The organism is Streptomyces sp. NPDC018610 (genome assembly GCF_044391765.1).
Classification (GTDB): Bacteria; Actinomycetota; Actinomycetes; order Streptomycetales; family Streptomycetaceae; genus Streptomyces.
In genome coordinates, this window is record NZ_JBISAL010000002.1 from 944,640 (window position 1) to 960,641 (window position 16,002).

General features: G+C 73.5%; 15 protein-coding genes. 6 read left to right on the plus strand and 9 right to left on the minus strand.

Features of this window, described 5'->3' with window-relative positions:
* Positions 1-25: 25 nt before the first annotated feature.
* The 4 genes from ACH5A8_RS09340 to miaA all read right to left on the minus strand — a co-directional run bounded on the left by ACH5A8_RS09340 (position 26) and on the right by miaA (position 4,993).
* Entirely contained in the window at positions 26-2,164 is a 2,139-nt protein-coding gene (locus tag ACH5A8_RS09340) for a RelA/SpoT family protein (RefSeq protein WP_398999662.1), read from the minus strand.
* A gap of 298 nt (positions 2,165-2,462) precedes the next feature.
* Entirely contained in the window at positions 2,463-3,332 is an 870-nt protein-coding gene (gene dapF, locus ACH5A8_RS09345) for a diaminopimelate epimerase (RefSeq protein ID WP_398999664.1), read from the minus strand.
* Positions 3,333-3,445: 113 nt separating this feature from the next.
* The gene (locus ACH5A8_RS09350; RefSeq protein WP_398999822.1) at positions 3,446-3,946 is read right to left on the minus strand and encodes a hypothetical protein; all 501 of its coding nucleotides are present in this window, start codon (positions 3,944-3,946) and stop codon (positions 3,446-3,448) included.
* Positions 3,947-4,054: 108 nt separating this feature from the next.
* On the minus strand, positions 4,055-4,993 hold the full coding sequence (miaA, locus tag ACH5A8_RS09355) for a tRNA (adenosine(37)-N6)-dimethylallyltransferase MiaA (protein WP_398999667.1): 939 nt from the start codon (positions 4,991-4,993) through the stop codon (positions 4,055-4,057).
* A 222-nt stretch (positions 4,994-5,215) separates the two neighbouring features.
* On the opposite strand from miaA, the gene ACH5A8_RS09360 reads away from it, so the two are divergent.
* Both ACH5A8_RS09360 and ACH5A8_RS09365 read left to right on the plus strand, forming a co-directional pair.
* Positions 5,216-5,461: a hypothetical protein gene (locus ACH5A8_RS09360; protein WP_398999668.1), complete on the plus strand. Its 246-nt coding sequence runs from the start codon at positions 5,216-5,218 to the stop codon at positions 5,459-5,461.
* A 24-nt stretch (positions 5,462-5,485) separates the two neighbouring features.
* Entirely contained in the window at positions 5,486-5,770 is a 285-nt protein-coding gene (locus tag ACH5A8_RS09365) for an antitoxin (RefSeq protein ID WP_398999671.1), read from the plus strand.
* Between the two features lie 373 nt (positions 5,771-6,143).
* On the opposite strand, the gene ACH5A8_RS09370 is transcribed toward ACH5A8_RS09365, so the two are convergent.
* Both ACH5A8_RS09370 and miaB read right to left on the minus strand, forming a co-directional pair.
* Entirely contained in the window at positions 6,144-6,857 is a 714-nt protein-coding gene (locus ACH5A8_RS09370; protein WP_398999673.1) for a class III extradiol dioxygenase subunit B-like domain-containing protein, read from the minus strand.
* A gap of 252 nt (positions 6,858-7,109) precedes the next feature.
* The gene (gene miaB, locus ACH5A8_RS09375) at positions 7,110-8,630 is read right to left on the minus strand and encodes a tRNA (N6-isopentenyl adenosine(37)-C2)-methylthiotransferase MiaB (RefSeq protein WP_398999675.1); all 1,521 of its coding nucleotides are present in this window, start codon (positions 8,628-8,630) and stop codon (positions 7,110-7,112) included.
* Between the two features lie 247 nt (positions 8,631-8,877).
* Between miaB and ACH5A8_RS09380 the strand changes: the two genes are divergently transcribed.
* Positions 8,878-10,110, plus strand: coding sequence for a glycosyltransferase 87 family protein (locus tag ACH5A8_RS09380; protein ID WP_398999677.1), 1,233 nt, complete (start codon positions 8,878-8,880; stop codon positions 10,108-10,110).
* A 7-nt stretch (positions 10,111-10,117) separates the two neighbouring features.
* Here the strand turns inward: ACH5A8_RS09380 and ACH5A8_RS09385 are convergent, their stop codons facing one another.
* Positions 10,118-10,522: a MazG nucleotide pyrophosphohydrolase domain-containing protein gene (locus tag ACH5A8_RS09385; RefSeq protein WP_398999679.1), complete on the minus strand. Its 405-nt coding sequence runs from the start codon at positions 10,520-10,522 to the stop codon at positions 10,118-10,120.
* Positions 10,523-10,716: 194 nt separating this feature from the next.
* Here ACH5A8_RS09385 and ACH5A8_RS09390 point away from each other — a divergent pair, with 194 nt between their 5' ends.
* The gene (locus tag ACH5A8_RS09390) at positions 10,717-11,715 is read left to right on the plus strand and encodes a TAXI family TRAP transporter solute-binding subunit (protein WP_398999681.1); all 999 of its coding nucleotides are present in this window, start codon (positions 10,717-10,719) and stop codon (positions 11,713-11,715) included.
* On the opposite strand, the gene ACH5A8_RS09395 is transcribed toward ACH5A8_RS09390, so the two are convergent.
* A complete protein-coding gene (locus ACH5A8_RS09395; protein ID WP_398999683.1) occupies positions 11,705-13,153 on the minus strand; it encodes an ATP-binding protein in 1,449 nt (482 codons plus the stop codon). The genes ACH5A8_RS09390 and ACH5A8_RS09395 overlap by 11 nt on opposite strands.
* A 9-nt stretch (positions 13,154-13,162) precedes the next feature.
* Complete coding sequence (locus tag ACH5A8_RS09400; RefSeq protein WP_398999685.1) at positions 13,163-13,849, minus strand: response regulator transcription factor; 687 nt, start codon at positions 13,847-13,849, stop codon at positions 13,163-13,165.
* A 275-nt stretch (positions 13,850-14,124) separates the two neighbouring features.
* Here ACH5A8_RS09400 and ACH5A8_RS09405 point away from each other — a divergent pair, with 275 nt between their 5' ends.
* Positions 14,125-14,901, plus strand: coding sequence for an amino acid ABC transporter ATP-binding protein (locus ACH5A8_RS09405; RefSeq protein ID WP_398999687.1), 777 nt, complete (start codon positions 14,125-14,127; stop codon positions 14,899-14,901).
* Positions 14,902-15,142: 241 nt separating this feature from the next.
* Positions 15,143-15,979, plus strand: a complete 837-nt coding sequence (locus ACH5A8_RS09410; RefSeq protein ID WP_398999689.1) for a glutamate ABC transporter substrate-binding protein — start codon at positions 15,143-15,145, stop codon at positions 15,977-15,979.
* The last annotated feature ends 23 nt before the right edge of the window (positions 15,980-16,002 follow it).

Genomic DNA, 16,002 nt, shown 5'->3' on the forward strand with positions numbered 1-16,002 from the left:
CACGGCTGGGCGCGGCCGACGTCTGTCACGGCTGGGCGCGGCTGACGTCGTAGACGCCCGGGACGCCGCGCATCGCCCGCATGAGGGCGGGCAGCCGGGCGGCGTCGGGGAGTTGCAGGGTGTAGGTGTGGTGGACTCGCTGCTGGGCCGGCGGGGCCACGGTGGCCGAGACGATCTCGACCCCTTCGAGCGCGATGGCCTCGGTCAGGTCGGCGAGCAGATGGGGGCGGCCGAACGATTCGGCGAGCAGCGTCACACGGCACGCGGTGGTGTCGCCCCAGCGCACGCCGACCTCCGGCCGCCCGGCGCCCTTCATCCGCTCGACGGCGGCGCATTCGACCCGGTGCACGGTCACCACTCCCCCGCGCACGGCGAACGCGGCGACCCGGTCGGGCGGCACGGGCGTACAGCAGCCGGCGAGCCGCACGGTGGCGTGGGGGCGGTCGACGACGACGGCGCTCCCGGCGCCGGACCGGCCGCCGTGCGCGTCGGCCCCCGGCCCGTCGGGGGCGTCGGCGGTGTCCGGGCTCGCGCCGCGGGCCTCACGCTCCGCCTCGGGCGGCACGTCGGCCGCGGCCGGATGGGCCGTGAGCCAGCGCTGGATGGCGATGCGTGCGGCCGGGGTGTGGGCGTGCTCCAGCCACTCCCTGGAGGGCTCGGAGGCGGGGTCCTGGCCCATGAGGAGCTGGACGGTGTCGCCGTCCCTCAGGACGGTGCTCAAGGTGGCCAGCCGGCCGTTGACGCGGGCGCCGATGCACGCGTGCGCGTCCTCGCCGTACTGGGCGTAGGCGGCGTCCACGCAGGTGGCGCCGTCGGGCAGGCCGAGGGTGCCGCCGTCGGGCCGGAAGACGGTGATCTCGCGGTCCTGGGCCAGGTCCTCGCGCAGGGTGGACCAGAAGGTGTCGGGGTCGGGCGCCGCCTCCTGCCAGTCGAGGAGGCGGGACAGCCAGCCGGGGCGGGTCGGGTCGACGCGCTCGCCGTCGCCCGCGCTCTGCTCCTCGGCGGGAGCGGCGTAGGGGTTGCCGAGCGCGACGACGCCGGCCTCGGCGACCTTGTGCATCTGGTGGGTGCGGATGAGGACTTCGACGACCTGGCCGTCGTCTCGGGCGACGGCGGTGTGCAGCGACTGGTACAGGTTGAACTTGGGGACGGCGATGAAGTCCTTGAACTCCGAGACGACCGGCGTCATGCAGGTGTGCAGTTCGCCGAGGACCCCGTAGCAGTCGGCGTCCTCGTTGACCAGGACGAGCAGGCGGCCGAAGTCGGAGCCGCGCAGCCGGCCCCGTTTGCGGGAGACCCGGTGGACGGAGACGAAGTGCCGTGGCCTGACGAGGACTTCGGCGGTGATGTCGGCCTCGCGCAGCACCCCGCGGACCTGTTCGGCCACCTCGGTGAGCGGGTCGCCGGGCCGGGCGGCGTTCTCCGCGATCAACTCACGTGTGTGCGCGTACTCCTCGGGGTGGAGGATCGCGAAGACGAGGTCCTCCAGTTCGGTCTTGAGGGCCTGCACGCCGAGCCGTTCGGCGAGCGGGATGAGCACGTCCCGGGTCACCTTGGCGATGCGGGCCTGTTTCTCGGGGCGCATGACGCCGAGCGTGCGCATGTTGTGCAGCCGGTCGGCGAGTTTGATCGACATCACCCGGACGTCGTTGCCGGTGGCGACCAGCATCTTGCGGAAGGTCTCGGGCTCGGCGGCGGCGCCGTAGTCGACCTTCTCCAGTTTGGTGACGCCGTCGACGAGGTAGCGCACCTCCGCGCCGAACTGCTCGCCGACCTGGTCCAGCGTCACGTCGGTGTCCTCGACGGTGTCGTGGAGCAGGGACGCGGTCAACGTCGTGGTCTCCGCACCCAGTTCGGCGAGGATCAGGGTCACGGCGAGCGGGTGCGTGATGTACGGCTCGCCGCTCTTGCGCATCTGGCCGCGGTGCGAGGACTCGGCCAGGACGTAGGCGCGGCGCAGCGGTTCGAGGTCGGCGTCGGGGAAGTGGGCCCGGTGAGCCTCGGCCATGTGGCCGATGGCGTCGGGCATCCGGTCGCGGGCGGCGGGGCCGAGCAGCGCGGCCCGGCCCAGCCGGCGCAGGTCGAGCCGCGGGCGGGACCTTCTGCGGGGCGCCGCCGGCACCACCGGTCCCGGGGCCGCGGGATTCGTGGCATCCGCACTCATGGGCACCTCCGGCTGCTGGACCGGCGGACGGGGTGCCCCAGGGCGTACTCGGCTCAGGGGTTGGCGTCGGATCCCCCGTCCGGGCCGGTGCTTGATGCTACCGAGCCCAGCACACTCGGCCGACCACCTCTCGGGGAGCGTGAAACGGATCACCCATTCGAGCGACGATCCGGAGGTTTACGGTTTTCGGTCACCTGGCGCGCGGGTGACCGTGGATTCCCGTTCCCACCTGGGTCTCGGGCATGGATCTTGCCCTCGCCTCGTCGGCCGTCCCTGTGAACGGCCGGTCGGCGTACGTTCAGCCGACGACGCTTTCCAGCCAGTCCGCCGCGATCTCGCCCTCGGCGACGATGACCGCGGCACCGGTCATCTCGATCTCCCCGTCGGGCCGCTCGGTGATGACCAGGGTGCCGCCGGGAACGTCGACCGTGTAGGTCGCCGGGGCGCCGGTGACGGCGGGGTCGGCGCCGTCGCGGCGGGCGGCGGCCACGGCGACGGCGCACGCGCCCGTGCCGCACGAGCGGGTCTCGCCCGACCCGCGCTCGTGCACGCGCATCGCGACGTGGCGGGGGCCGCGGTCGACGACGAACTCGACGTTCACGCCGTCCGGGTAGACGGCGGCCGGGCTGAAGGGGGGCGGGGAGAGCAGGTCGCCGGCGTCCGCGAGGTCGTCGACGAAGGCCACCGCGTGCGGGTTGCCCATGTTCACGTTCCGCGCGGGCCAGCTGCGCTCGCCGACGCTCACCGTGACGTCCCCCTCGGGGAGCCGGGCACTGCCCATGCCGACCGTGACGTCGCCGTCCTTGGCGATGTGGATCTTCTTCACGCCCCCGCGCGTGGCGATCGCGAGGTCGCCCTCGGCGGCGAGACCGGCGTGCTGGAGGTAGCGCGCGAACACGCGTGTGCCGTTGCCGCACATCTCCGCGACCGAGCCGTCGCCGTTGCGGTAGTCCATGAACCACTCCGCCTCGGCCGCCATGTGGCGGGCCTCCGGGTGCGCGGCCGACCGCACCACGTGCAGCACGCCGTCGCCGCCGATGCCCGCGCGCCGGTCGCACAGGGCGGCGACGGCGGCCGGGGACAGGTCGAGGGCGTTCTCCGGGTCGGGGAGGATCACGAAGTCGTTCTCCGTGCCGTGCCCCTTGAGGAAGGCGATGCGCGAGCTCATGCCTCGATCGTACGGTGTGGGTGCGACAGGCCCGGTCGTGCGCCCCGGCTGTTCTGCCCGGGTCAGCGCGCCTACCAGACGCCGCGAGACAGGCGGGACTTTCGGAACACGCCCTAGCGCAGCCGGGCGACCCGCCAGACGGCGAGGACCACGACCACGGCCACGAGCAGGGCGTAGACGCCGATGAGCCGCCAGTCGGGGCGTCGCCCCGCTCCTCGCGGCGGCAGGCCGGGCCAGGTGTAGCCCACGCGGCGCGCGGCCATCATGCCCCAGCCCGCCGCGCACGAGCAGATCAGCAGGCCGAGCATGGCGATCATGGCGCCGCTGTCGCCGTCGAAGGCCAGCGGGAAGGCGAACATCAGCGAACCGACGGCGGCCAGACCCACGATCGGCGCGAGCTGCCAGATGCGCAGCCGCCGCTGCGGGCGCAGCTCTACCTCCACCTCGGGCCCGGCGAACATCTCCTCGGGCGCCGGACCGTCCTCGGTCACACCGCCCGGCGCGCCGTCGGGGCCGTCGGGGCTGAGCGAGACCTCGTCCGGTTCCGTACCGGCGTGCTCCGCGGTGACGTGCTCGGTGCCGCCTTGTGCGGTGTCGCGAGGGCCGGCCTCCATCGCCACGCGCCCTCCCAACTAGGACTCCATCAGGTCGATCGAAGCACGATGATGGCACGGCGCCGGAGGCCTGGATGACGGCCTGGGCTTCCCGATGCCATGACGTGATCAGGCTGTAACCGGTCGTTCGACCAACGCCAGAGCCAGGTGCGGAAGTTCCGTGACATCCGCGGCGGCCCCGCTCAGCCAGTGCACGCGCGGGTCGCGGCGGAACCAGGAGTCCTGGCGGCGCGCGAAGCGCTTGGTGGCGCGCACGGTCTCCGCGCGCGCCTCCTCGAGGGTGCACTCGCCCGCGAGCGCGGCGAGGACCTGCTGGTAGCCGAGCGCGCGTGAGGCCGTACGCCCCTCCCTCAGGCCCTCCGTCTCCAGGGCGCGCACCTCCTCCACGAGCCCCGCGTCCCACATCCGGTCCACCCGGCGCGCGATGCGCTCGTCGAGCTCGGGACGGGCCACGTCGACGCCGATCTGCACGGTGTCGTAGACGGAGTCGTGGCCGGGGAGGTTGGCCGTGAAGGGGCGGCCGGTGATCTCGATCACTTCCAGGGCCCTGACGATGCGGCGGCCGTTGCTGGGCAGGATCGCCCGCCCGGCCTCCGGGTCCGCGGCGGCCAGCCGGGCGTGCAGGGCGCCGGAGCCGCGCAGGGCGAGCTCCTCCTCCAGCCGGGCGCGAATCCGCGGGTCCGTGCCGGGGAACTCCAGGTTGTCGACGGCCCCGCGGACGTACAGGCCGGATCCGCCGACCAGGACGGGCCAGCGTCCCTGGGCGAGCAGGGCGTCGATCCGCTCCCGGGCGAGGCGCTGGTACTCGGCGACGGAGGCGGTGACCGTCACGTCCCAGACGTCGAGGAGGTGGTGCGGTATGCCGCCGCGCTCCTCGGACGTCAGTTTCGCGGTGCCGATGTCCATCCCTCGGTAGAGCTGCATCGAGTCGGCGTTGACGACCTCGCCGCCGAGACGCTGGGCCAGGAAGACGCCCAGATCGGACTTTCCGGCCGCGGTGGGGCCGACGACGGCGATGACGCGGGGTGCGGGGGGTGCGCTGCTCACCGCACCAGTTTCGCAAACCCCGCGGGGGTGCCTCGAACGAGTTACGTGACAGCGCGGTCGCCGCGTCGTTGCCCGTTGAGAGGTTCCCGCGGCCCGGATCACGTCGGGCGGTGGCGCGGGCGCCGCTACGGACACAGCGGACCACGCGGGATTCCGCCCGCACAAGTAACGTATGGAGTGGACATGGGCGTTTTTGCGCGACTTTTCCGGAGGTCCAGGGCTGTGGAGGAGGCGTCGGCCGCCGCGGAGCCGGCCGGCGCTGCGTCGGCCCCGGACGCCGGCCCCGAGCCGGACGGCGCACCGGAGGACGGCGGCCCGGACGTCGGCCCCGAGGCCGCGGAGTCCGGGGACGGCGGCGCCCAGGAGGCGGCGGACGCCGGAGGCGCCGCCGAGGGCGTGGAGATCCCCAAGCAGCAGTCCGCCGACGAGGCGGCAGGGCAGGAGACCGGCAAGGGCGCCCGCACGTAACTGTCCCGCACGGGAAGGTGAACCATGGGTCTGCTGGACAACATGAAGGCCAGGCTCGGTCCGGCCAAGGACAAGGTCTCGGACCTCGCGCAGCGGCACGGTGGCTCGATCGGGCAGGGACTCGACCGGGCCGCGAAGGTGGTCGACGAGAAGACCAAGGGCAAGTACAGCGAGAAGATCCACGCGGGCACGGGCAAGGCGAAGGAGGCCGTGGACCGGCTCGCCCAGCGGGGCGGCCCGGGCCCGGACGGGACGCGGGGCGACGAACGGGCCGCGCCGCCCCGGACCCCTCCCCCGCCCACCTCCTGAGGCAGCCGCCGGCGACGGCGGACCGTGCGGCGGCCACGCCCGCGGTCGGCCCGCACCGCGACGCCGTGCGGGTGCGAAGCCGTGCGGGCGCGAAGCCGTGCGGGCGCGAAGCCGTGCGGGCGCGAAGCCGTGCGGGCCACGAGGGCGTGCGGGCCACGAGGGCGTCGGTGGGTGGGCCGGGGTGTCCCGTCCGCCCCCCGACGCGTTTCCGGCCGCCCACGGCCGCCGTGGAGGGTCCTGGGGCCGCCCACGGCCGCCGTGGAGGGACGTGGGGCCGCCCACGGCCGCCGTGGAGGGACGTGGGGCCGCCCACGGCCGCCGTGGAGGGACGTGGGCGCGCACGGCCGCCGTGGCGGGCTGTGCGGGCGGCCGGTCAGGACCAGGTGGACACCAGGTAGCCCACGCCGTAGGGGGCCTCGTCGTAGAGCAGGGCGCCGGAGAGGCCAGCGTCCTCGGCCGCGCCCGCGAGCACCTGCCACGGGGCCCGGCCCGCCGCCTTCAGTTCCCGCGCCAGGCCGGCGTCGAGCGCCGCCAGCGCGGCCACGTCCGCCGCGCCCAGCGCCCGCGCGGCCTCGGCGTCGAAGGGCTCGGCCCGCTCGTCGAGGTAACCGGGCGCCTTGAGCGACCGGCAGGCGCTGGCGTCGCCCATCACCAGCAGCGCCACCCGGTCGGCCCGCCCGGCGATGTCGCGGCCGGCGGCGAGGCAGCGCTCGGGCGCGAGCGTCTCGCCCACGCCCAGCCCCTCGACGGGGGCGTCGGACCAGCCGGTCCGCTCCAGCAGGTACGCGGCGACGGCGAGCGACTCGGGCAGTTCGCGCTCCGGCGCACCGCCCCGGTCCTGGCCGAGCCGTACGTCCGCGTCGACGCCGAAGCCCCGGAAGGAGCCCCGGGCGCCCTCCGGGTGCGGGCCGCGCCCGGACTCCTCGGCGGGTCCCACGACCACGAGCAGGTCGGGCCGGGCGGCGGCGAGCACACCCAGCGCATCCGCGCAGGCGGCGCGCGCGGCGGCCAGTTCGGGGGCGGCCCCGGTGGCGACGGCGGGCACCAGGAGGGGCGGGCAGGGGCAGACTGCGGCGGCGACAAGCATGATCGGCAGGGTAACCCCGGGGCCGCCCCGCCGGCTCACCCCGCCGCGGAGCGCGGCGTTCCCCGCTCCCTCGGACGCGGGCCCGCGCCCGGCACGGCTCCGGACCCCGCGCCTGCGGCGTACCTCACCGCGCCCCCTTGGGCGCGCGTCCCCTCGCGTGTGCGCCCGCTGGGGCGTGTCCCGGACCGCCCCTCAAGAGGCGCACCGCGCCGTGCGCCGTCCCGGGGGCGTGCCCGGTACGCCCCCGTCGGTTCAGTCGCAGCCGCAGCCGCTGCCCGCCACGACCGGCAGCGGCTCGGGCACGCCGATCTTCGGCAGGCCCAGCATGACGCCCGCCGGCTTCGCGGCCTCGGCGGCGGTGCGCTTCTCCCAGGCGTCGCCCGCACGGGTGCGGCGCACGTCGAGGACGGCGCCCTCGGCGAGCAGGTGGTGCGGGGCGGCGTAGGTGATCTCGACGGTGACCACGTCGCCGGGGCGGACGTCCTGGTCCGGCTTGGTGAAGTGGACCAGGCGGTTGTCGGGGGCGCGGCCGGACAGGCGGTGGGTGGCGCCGTCCTTGCGGCCCTCGCCCTCGGCGACCATCAGCTCCAGCGTGCGGCCGACCTGCTTCTTGTTCTCCTCCCAGGAGATCTCCTCCTGGAGGGCGACGAGGCGCTCGTAGCGGGCCTGGACGACCTCCTTGGGGACCTGGTTCTCCATCTCGGCGGCCGGGGTGCCGGGCCGCTTGGAGTACTGGAAGGTGAACGCCTGGGCGAACCGCGCCTCGCGCACCACGTGCAGCGTCTGCTCGAAGTCCTCCTCGGTCTCGCCGGGGAAGCCCACGATGATGTCGGTGGTGATCGCGGCGTGCGGGATGGCGGCGCGTACCTTCTCGATGATCCCGAGGTAGCGCTCCTGGCGGTAGGAGCGGCGCATCGCCTTCAGGACCGTGTCGGAACCGGACTGCAGGGGCATGTGCAGCTGCGGCATCACGTTCGGCGTCTCGGCCATGGCCGCGATCACGTCGTCGGTGAAGTCGCGCGGATGCGGGGAGGTGAAGCGGACGCGCTCCAGGCCCTCGATGTTCCCGCAGGCCCGCAGCAGCTTGCTGAACGCCTCGCGGTCGCCGATGTCCGAGCCGTAGGCGTTGACGTTCTGACCGAGCAGGGTGATCTCGGAGACGCCCTCGCCGACCAGGGCCTCGATCTCGGCGAGGATGTCGCCGGTGCGGCGGTCCTTCTCCTTGCCGCGCAGCGCCGGGACGATGCAGAAGGTGCAGGTGTTGTTGCAGCCCACGGAGATGGAGACCCAGGCCGCGTACGCGCTCTCGCGCCGGGTCGGCAGCGTGGAGGGGAACGCCTCCAGCGACTCGGCGATCTCGACCTGCGCCTCCTCCTGGACGCGGGCGCGCTCCAGCAGCACGGGCAGCTTGCCGATGTTGTGGGTGCCGAAGACGACGTCCACGTAGGGCGCCCTCTTCACGATGGTGTCGCGGTCCTTCTGCGCGAGGCAGCCGCCGACCGCGATCTGCATCCCGGGCCGCTTCGCCTTCTTCGGGGCGAGGTGGCCGAGGTTGCCGTAGAGGCGGTTGTCGGCGTTCTCGCGCACGGCGCAGGTGTTGAAGACGACGACGTCCGCGTCCCCGTCCGAGCCCTCGGGCGCCCGTACGTACCCCGCGTCCTCGAGCAGCCCGGCCAGCCGCTCTGAGTCGTGGACGTTCATCTGGCACCCGTAGGTGCGGATCTCATAGCTGCGAGTGACGCCCACTTCTCGGCTCCGGTCGATGCTGCTCATGCCCTAAGGGTAGGCGCTCGGCGAAGTGCCCCGGACGGGTGATGGCCGAGGGCCGCCGCTCGCGGCGTGATCGCGACACGAGCCGGTTCCTGCCCCGCTCGCGGGGGTGCCAGGACCAGAATGGGGGCGTTCCTCCCGCTCCGGGACGGCGATCCCCCTCCGCTCACGGCCGCCCCGCCGAAGGCGGCCCCGCCCGAGCACCCGAGCCGCGGTCCTCTTCCCCGCGGCCCTCCCGGACAGGTACGTGATGCAGCTTCGTGACGCACCGACGACGTCCGCCCCGAAAGTGCCCTCGGCCTGGGCCCTGCGCGCCTGGCTGCTGCGGCCGGCCGGTGCGGTCCCGGTCGCCGTCCTCGCCGTCGTCCTGCTGGCCCGGGCGGCGCACGTGGCCCTGGTGCATCCCCAGGGCGGCATGGACAACGCCTTCGTCGTCCATGCCGGGCAGGTCTGGCTGCACGGCGGGGCGCCGTACGCCGACCGGCGGTTCCTCTATCTGCCGAGCGCCGTGCTGTTCGCCGCGGGGCAGGCGCTACTGCCCCTGTCGGTGCTGCGGGTCGCCGCGCCCGTGGTGTGCGTGGGGCTGGTCGCGGCCGGCTGGTGGTGCGCGGTGCGCCTGTTCCGTGTGCCGGCGCGCAGCCGGTTCGCGGTGCTGGGGCTGCTGGGGCTGGTGCTGTGCTGGGCCCCGGTCGGCCATCTGGTGGACCTGGGGAACTGGACCGCGGTCGCCGTGCTCGCGCTGCCGGCGGCCCTGCTGCTGGCGGACCGCGGACGCTGGGACGCCGCCGGGGTGGTGCTCGGGGTGTCGGTGGCGGTGAAGCCGCTGCTGGTGCCGGTGGTGGTCCTGCTGGTGCTGGCCCGGCGCCGGCGGGCCGCGGCGTGGATGGTGCTGCTGCCCGTGGCGCTGTCCGTGACGGCGGCGGCGGTCATGCCGGACCCGGGCGGGTTCTTCACCCGCACGCTGCCCTTCCTCCTCAGGGGCGGGGACGCCCTGATGCGGCCGTTCGACTGCTCCTGGCCGGCGGTGCTGCCACGGCTCGGGGTGCCGCGGGTCCTGGCCGGGGCGCTGGCCGTGGCCGCGGCGGCGGCCGGGTTGGTGTGCGCCTGGCGGCGCTGGCGGCGCGCCGACGCGGGTCCGGCACGGCTCGCGGAGACGGCCGCGATGCTGATGCTGGCGTCGTTCCTGCTCTCCCGGCCGTCCTACGAGCACTATCTGGTCGTCGTGGTGCCGCTGCTGCTCGCGTCCACCGTGACGGCCGACCCGGTGACGCGCTCGCCCTGGTTCTGGGCGGCGCTCGTGCCGCAGGTGCCCGACTTCACGTTCCCCTGCCTGGAGGCCCCGACGCGCAGGGCGTTCAAGGACGTGGTGACGCTGTCGGGGCTGGCGCTGGTGCTGGCCGTGCGGTGCGTGCGCCCGACGCCCCGGGCCGGTGGTCCGGAGCGGGACGCGCCGGCCGCGGACGTTCCGGACCCGGTGTCCTGAGCCCGGGTCAGGCCGCGTCGGTGTCCCAGCCCTGGCGGCGCAGTACGGCCGACACGTCGGGCGCCCGGTAGTGCTCGCCCTTGAGGACCTTGCCGTCGGCGCGGCGGGCGACCTGGCCGTCCGGGCCGAGCTTGCTCATGTTGGCGCGGTGGATCTCGGCGAGCACCTCGTCGAGGTCGATGCCGTGCACCAGGGCGGTGCCGTACGCGACGTAGACGACGTCCGCCAGTTCGTGCGCCAGCCGGTCGAGCGGGCCGTCGACCGAGACCTCGGCGACCTCGGCCGCCTCCTCGGCGAGCAGTTCCCCGCGGTGCGCGGCGAGTTCTGGCGACACCCGGGCCGGCGTGGCGCGGACGCCGAGCCCGAAGGCCCGGTGGAACTGACGGACGAGGTCGGCGGGCGAGGTGCTCATACGGCGACTCTAGTGCCGTGGCAGCCGCCCCCGCGGCCCTCGGCGGGCCCGGCCCCACCGGGGCCCGCCACCACGGGCGACGCTCCTCCGGCCCGTCGGCGGCGCGCCGCCCGGCGCCGGGTCCGCCGGCTCCGCGTGCACGGCGCGGGCGCGGGCCTGGTCAGTGGTGGGCCCCTGCTGGCAGGATCGCGCGCATGTCCAAGGTGTTCCCCTCCGTCGGCAGGCGCCGCGGCCTGCAGGGCGCGGCCGTCGGTGTCGTGGTCCTCGGGCTGCTCCTGTGGTGGCTGCTGCCGCTGGGCGAGCGGCCGCCGAGCGGGACGATCACCTTCAGCACCGGGACCCTGCGCGGCGTCTACCAGGAGTACGGCCAGCGGCTGCGCACCGCGTTCGGCAAGGACATGCCGAATCTGAAGGTGCGGCTGCTGACCAGCGACGGTTCGCAGGAGAACGTGGCGCGGGTGGCGACCGGCAAGTCCGATTTCACCATCGCGGCGGCCGACGCGGTGGAGACGTACGAGCTGGAACACGGTCCGGGCGCGGCGCGGCTGCGCGGCGTGGCCCGCCTCTACGACGACTACGTGCAGCTCGTCGTCGCGCCCGGCTCGCGGATCCGGTCGGTCGCGGACCTGCGGGGCAAGCGGGTGGCGGTCGGGCCGCCGGAGTCGGGCGTCCGGCTGATAGCGGAGCGGGTCCTCAAGGCGGCCGGGATCGACCCGCACCAGGGCATCCAGCCCATGGCCGACGGCATCGACACCGGGCCGGACCGGCTGCGTCAGGGCGCGATCGACGCGTTCTTCTGGTCGGGCGGGCTGCCGACGGACGGCCTCAAACAGCTCGCCTCGAAGTTCGCGTTCCGGTTCGTGCCGATCGGACCCGAGCTGGTGACCAAGCTGCATGCCCAGGGCGGCGCCACGCGCTACTACCGCGCCACCAACATGCCGGAGTCGGCGTATCCGAGCGTGCAGAGGGGCTCGACCGTGCCGACCATCGCCGTCTCCAACGTGCTGATGACCCGTGAGGACGTGGATCCGCGGCTCACCGAGTGGGTGACGAGGACCGTCATCAAGAGCCGGGACGGCATCGGCGCGCACGTCCACTCCGCGCAGTTGGTGGACCTGCGCACCGCCATCTACACCGATCCGCTGGTCCTGCACGAGGGCGCGCGCCGCTACTACCGCTCCGTCAAGCCGTGAGGTCCGTACCGCCGTCCCCGTGACGGCCGCGCGGGTCCGTCCTGGGCACGGTCACCGTCACCTTCAGGCCGCGGGGCTCGCGCGGGTGGTGGTGGGCGTAGGAGAGCGAGCCGCCGCCGGCCGCGAGCAGTGCGCGGGTGATGGACAGGCCGAGGCCGGAGCCCTTGATGTTCTGGTGACGGCCGCTGCGCCAGAACCGGTCGCCGACGCGGGCCAGTTCGTCGTCGGTGAGGCCGGGGCCGTTGTCGGCGACGACCACCTTGGAGGCGTCGCCGGCGCCGGAGACGGTCACGTCGACGCGCTCGCCTCCGGGTGTGAACTTCACCGCGTTGTCGATCACCGCGTCCAGCGCGGAGGACAGCGCGACCGGGTCGGCCCAGGCGGTGGTCGCGGGGCAGTCGCCCGTCAGCCGGACCCCCTTGGCCCCGGCGGCCGGCGCCCAGGCCGCCACCCGTTCCTCGGTCAGTTCTCCGATGTCGATGAGCTGCAGGTCCGCCTCGGCGTGCTCGGCGAGCGCGAGGTCGAGCAGGTCGTCCAGGACCTGGGCGAGGCGCTTGCCCTCGGTGCGGACCGAGGCGATCTCCTCGTTGTCCTCGGGCAGTTCGAGGGCGAGCAGTTCGATGCGCAGCAGCAGCGCGGAGAGCGGGTTGCGCAGTTGGTGGGAGGCGTCGGCGACGAAGGCGCGCTGCTGTTCGAGGACGTCCTCGACGTTGTCGGCCATCTCGTTGAACGAGCGGGCGAGCCTTCTGAGTTCTGGGGGCCCGCCGGCCGCCGCCACCCGGGACTTGAGCCGTCCGGTGGCGATGTCGTGCGTGGTGGCGTCGAGTACCCGTACGGGACGCAGCACCCATCCGGTCAGCCGCAGGGCCGCGCCGACGGCGACCAGCACGGCGACGATCTCGCCCGCGCCGATGACCAGCCAGCCGTGCAGTGTCCGGGCCCGCATCTGCCCGGTCGGGGAGTCGGTGAGGACGACGGCGACGACGTCCCCGTCCCGGATGACGGGCGAGGCGACGACGAGCCGGTGCCGCTGCCAGGGCCAGACCTGTGCGGGGTCGTGGCTACGGCGGCTCAGCAGGGCCTCGCCGAAGGCCTCGCGCACCTCCCCGACGTGGGGCAGCGACCAGTCGGACGGCGCGTTGGCCATGGGCGTGCCGGAGCGGTAGAAGACGCCGGCGCGGATGCCGTAGACCTTGTAGTAGCTGGCGAGTTCGCGGCTGAGGGTCTCCAGGCGCTCGTCGGGGACCGTCTGGCGCGAGCCGGTGGGCCGGTCGGTGACGAACTGGGCGAGGGCGGCGAACCGCGCCGTGTCGTCGATCCGGTCGACGACCACCTTCTGCTGTTCGCCCGCGGCCATGCTGACGGCGAGCGGGAAGCCGAGGGCGAGCAGCACCGCCGCCATCAGGACGATGAGCAGCGGCAGCAGACGTGTGCGCACCCGTCCCCGCTAGGCGGCCGGGGCGACGAGGCGGTAGCCGACGCCGCGTACGGTCTCGATCAGGGCCGGCATGCGCAGTTTGGCGCGCAGGGAGGCGACGTGCACCTCCAGGGTGCGGCCGGTGCCTTCCCAGCTGGTGCGCCACACCTCGCTGATGATCTGCTCGCGCCGGAAGACCACTCCGGGGCGCTGGGCGAGCAGCGCGAGCAGATCGAACTCCTTGCGGGTGAGCTGGACGACCGCGCCTTCCACGCTGACCTGCCGGGTGGGCAGCTCGATGCGCACGGAACCCAGGCTCAGGGCGTCCTCGCCGCCGGCGCCCGGGTCCTCGTGGGCGGTGCGGCGGCTGACGGCGTGGATGCGGGCGAGCAGTTCACCGGTGTCGTAGGGCTTGACCACGTAGTCGTCGGCGCCGAGGTTGAGGCCGTGGATGCGGGAGCGGACGTCGGAGCGGGCGGTGACCATGATCACCGGGATGGCGGTGCGCTTGCGGATCTTGCCGCAGACCTCGTAGCCGTCCTGGTCGGGCAGGCCGAGGTCGAGCAGGACCACGCCGAAGCCGGCGCCCTCGGGGACGAGCGCCTGGAGGGCCTCCTCGCCGCTGCGGGCGTGCGTGACGTCGAAACCGTGCCGGGCCAGGACCGCGGACAAGGCGGCCGCCACATGGTTGTCGTCCTCGACGAGAAGCAGTCTCATTCCGGCCCCCTCCGGTTCACCCGTCATATGGTCGTCCAGTGCACGCGCGCACGCGCGCACCATGGCAGTCACGCCGATGGACGAGGACGGCGTCAAGAGGCTTCCGGTCGCGTGCCCGCGTCGTTACCCGGTCGGTACCCGCCCCGGACCGCCCACTACGAGTCGTGTCCGGCCGCTACCGGATCGTGATGCTCAGATCTCCCTCAGATGTGGTGACGCGGGCCACAGCGCGTGGCTATGGTCCCCCAAACCGAGGAGGACGGAGCACGAAAGCGATGACCGAAGTATCGATGGCCAAGGAAGACGTGGCCTCGACCGGCGATCTGGTCGTCCTGAAGAGCGTCAACAAGCACTTCGGCGCGTTGCACGTGCTCCAGGACATCGACCTGACGATCGCCCGCGGCGAGGTCGTCGTGGTCATCGGGCCCTCCGGGTCCGGCAAGTCCACCCTGTGCCGCACCATCAATCGCCTGGAGACCATCGACTCGGGCACGATCTCGATCGACGGTCGGCCGCTGCCCCACGAGGGCAAGGAGCTGGCTCGGCTGCGCGCCGACGTCGGCATGGTCTTCCAGTCCTTCAACCTCTTCGCGCACAAGACCGTGCTGGAGAACGTGACCCTGGGCCAGGTGAAGGTCCGCCGCGCGGACAAGAAGCAGGCCGAGGAGCGGGGCCGCGCCCTGCTCGACCGGGTCGGGGTGGGCGCGCAGGCCGACAAGTACCCCGCGCAGCTCTCCGGCGGCCAGCAGCAGCGCGTGGCCATCGCGCGGGCGCTGGCGATGGACCCGAAGGTCATGCTCTTCGACGAGCCGACCTCCGCGCTGGACCCCGAGATGATCAACGAGGTCCTCGAGGTCATGCAGCAGCTCGCCCGGGACGGCATGACGATGATCGTCGTCACCCACGAGATGGGCTTCGCCCGCTCGGCCGCGAACCGGGTGGTCTTCATGGCGGACGGCCGGATCGTCGAACAGGCCGCGCCGGACCAGTTCTTCAGCAACCCGCGCAGCGACCGGGCCAAGGACTTCCTGTCCAAGATCCTGCACCACTGATCCCGACCCGCCCCTGACTCCCGGCTCCGCACCGGGCGCGCCCCTGACGGTGCCGCCCGGCCGGTGACCGGGCGGCACCGCCGGTGACCGGCCCGCACCGCCCGCGGCCGGCCGGCGTCCTCGGCGGGCGGTCCACCGCCGGACCGCCCGGCCGAGCCTCGCCTCCCGACACCGTCCGGCCGCCCGCTCCGGCGCCCCGCGGCCCGGTCCGCACCTCCTCAACACCCGAAGGATGTTCACCATGAAGCTCCGCAAGGTCACCGCCGTCTCGGCCGTCGTGCTCGCCCTCGCCGTCTCGGCGACGGCGTGCGGTTCGGGCGACAAGAAGGACGAGGGGTCCTCGGGCGGCGGCAAGAAGATCGCCATCGGCATCAAGTACGACCAGCCGGGCCTGGGCCAGAAGACGCCGCAGGGCTACTCCGGTTTCGACGTGGACGTGGCCAAGTACGTCGCCAAGAAGCTCGGTTACGGCGAGAACCAGATCGAGTGGAAGGAGTCGAAGAGCGCCGACCGCGAGACGATGCTGCAGCGCGGTGACGTCGAGTTCATCGCCGCCACCTACTCGATCACCCCGGAGCGCGAGAAGAAGGTCGACTTCGCCGGCCCCTACCTGCTCGCCCACCAGGACGTCCTGGTCCGCGCCGACGACTCCTCGATCAAGACGGCCGCCGACCTGAACAGCAAGAAGCTGTGCTCGGTCACCGGCTCCACCTCGGCGCAGAACATCAAGGACACGCTGGCGCCCAAGGCGAACCTGCTGAAGTACCCGACGTACTCCGCCTGTCTGAACGGCCTGCAGAACAAGGCGATCGACGCGCTGACCACCGACGACTCGATCCTGGCCGGTTACGCCGCCCAGGACCAGTTCAAGGGCAAGTTCAAGCTCGGCGGCCTGAAGATGACCAACGAGAACTACGGCATCGGCGTCAAGAAGGGCAGCGACCTCAAGGGCAAGATCAACAAGGCCCTTCAGGACATGGTCGCCGACGGCTCCTGGAAGAAGGCCGTGGAGGCCAACTTCGGCCCCGCGAACTACAAGTACGAGCCGGCGCCGAAGATCGGCGACATCAAGAGCTGAGTCAGCGCCCGCCGGTGCGCCGC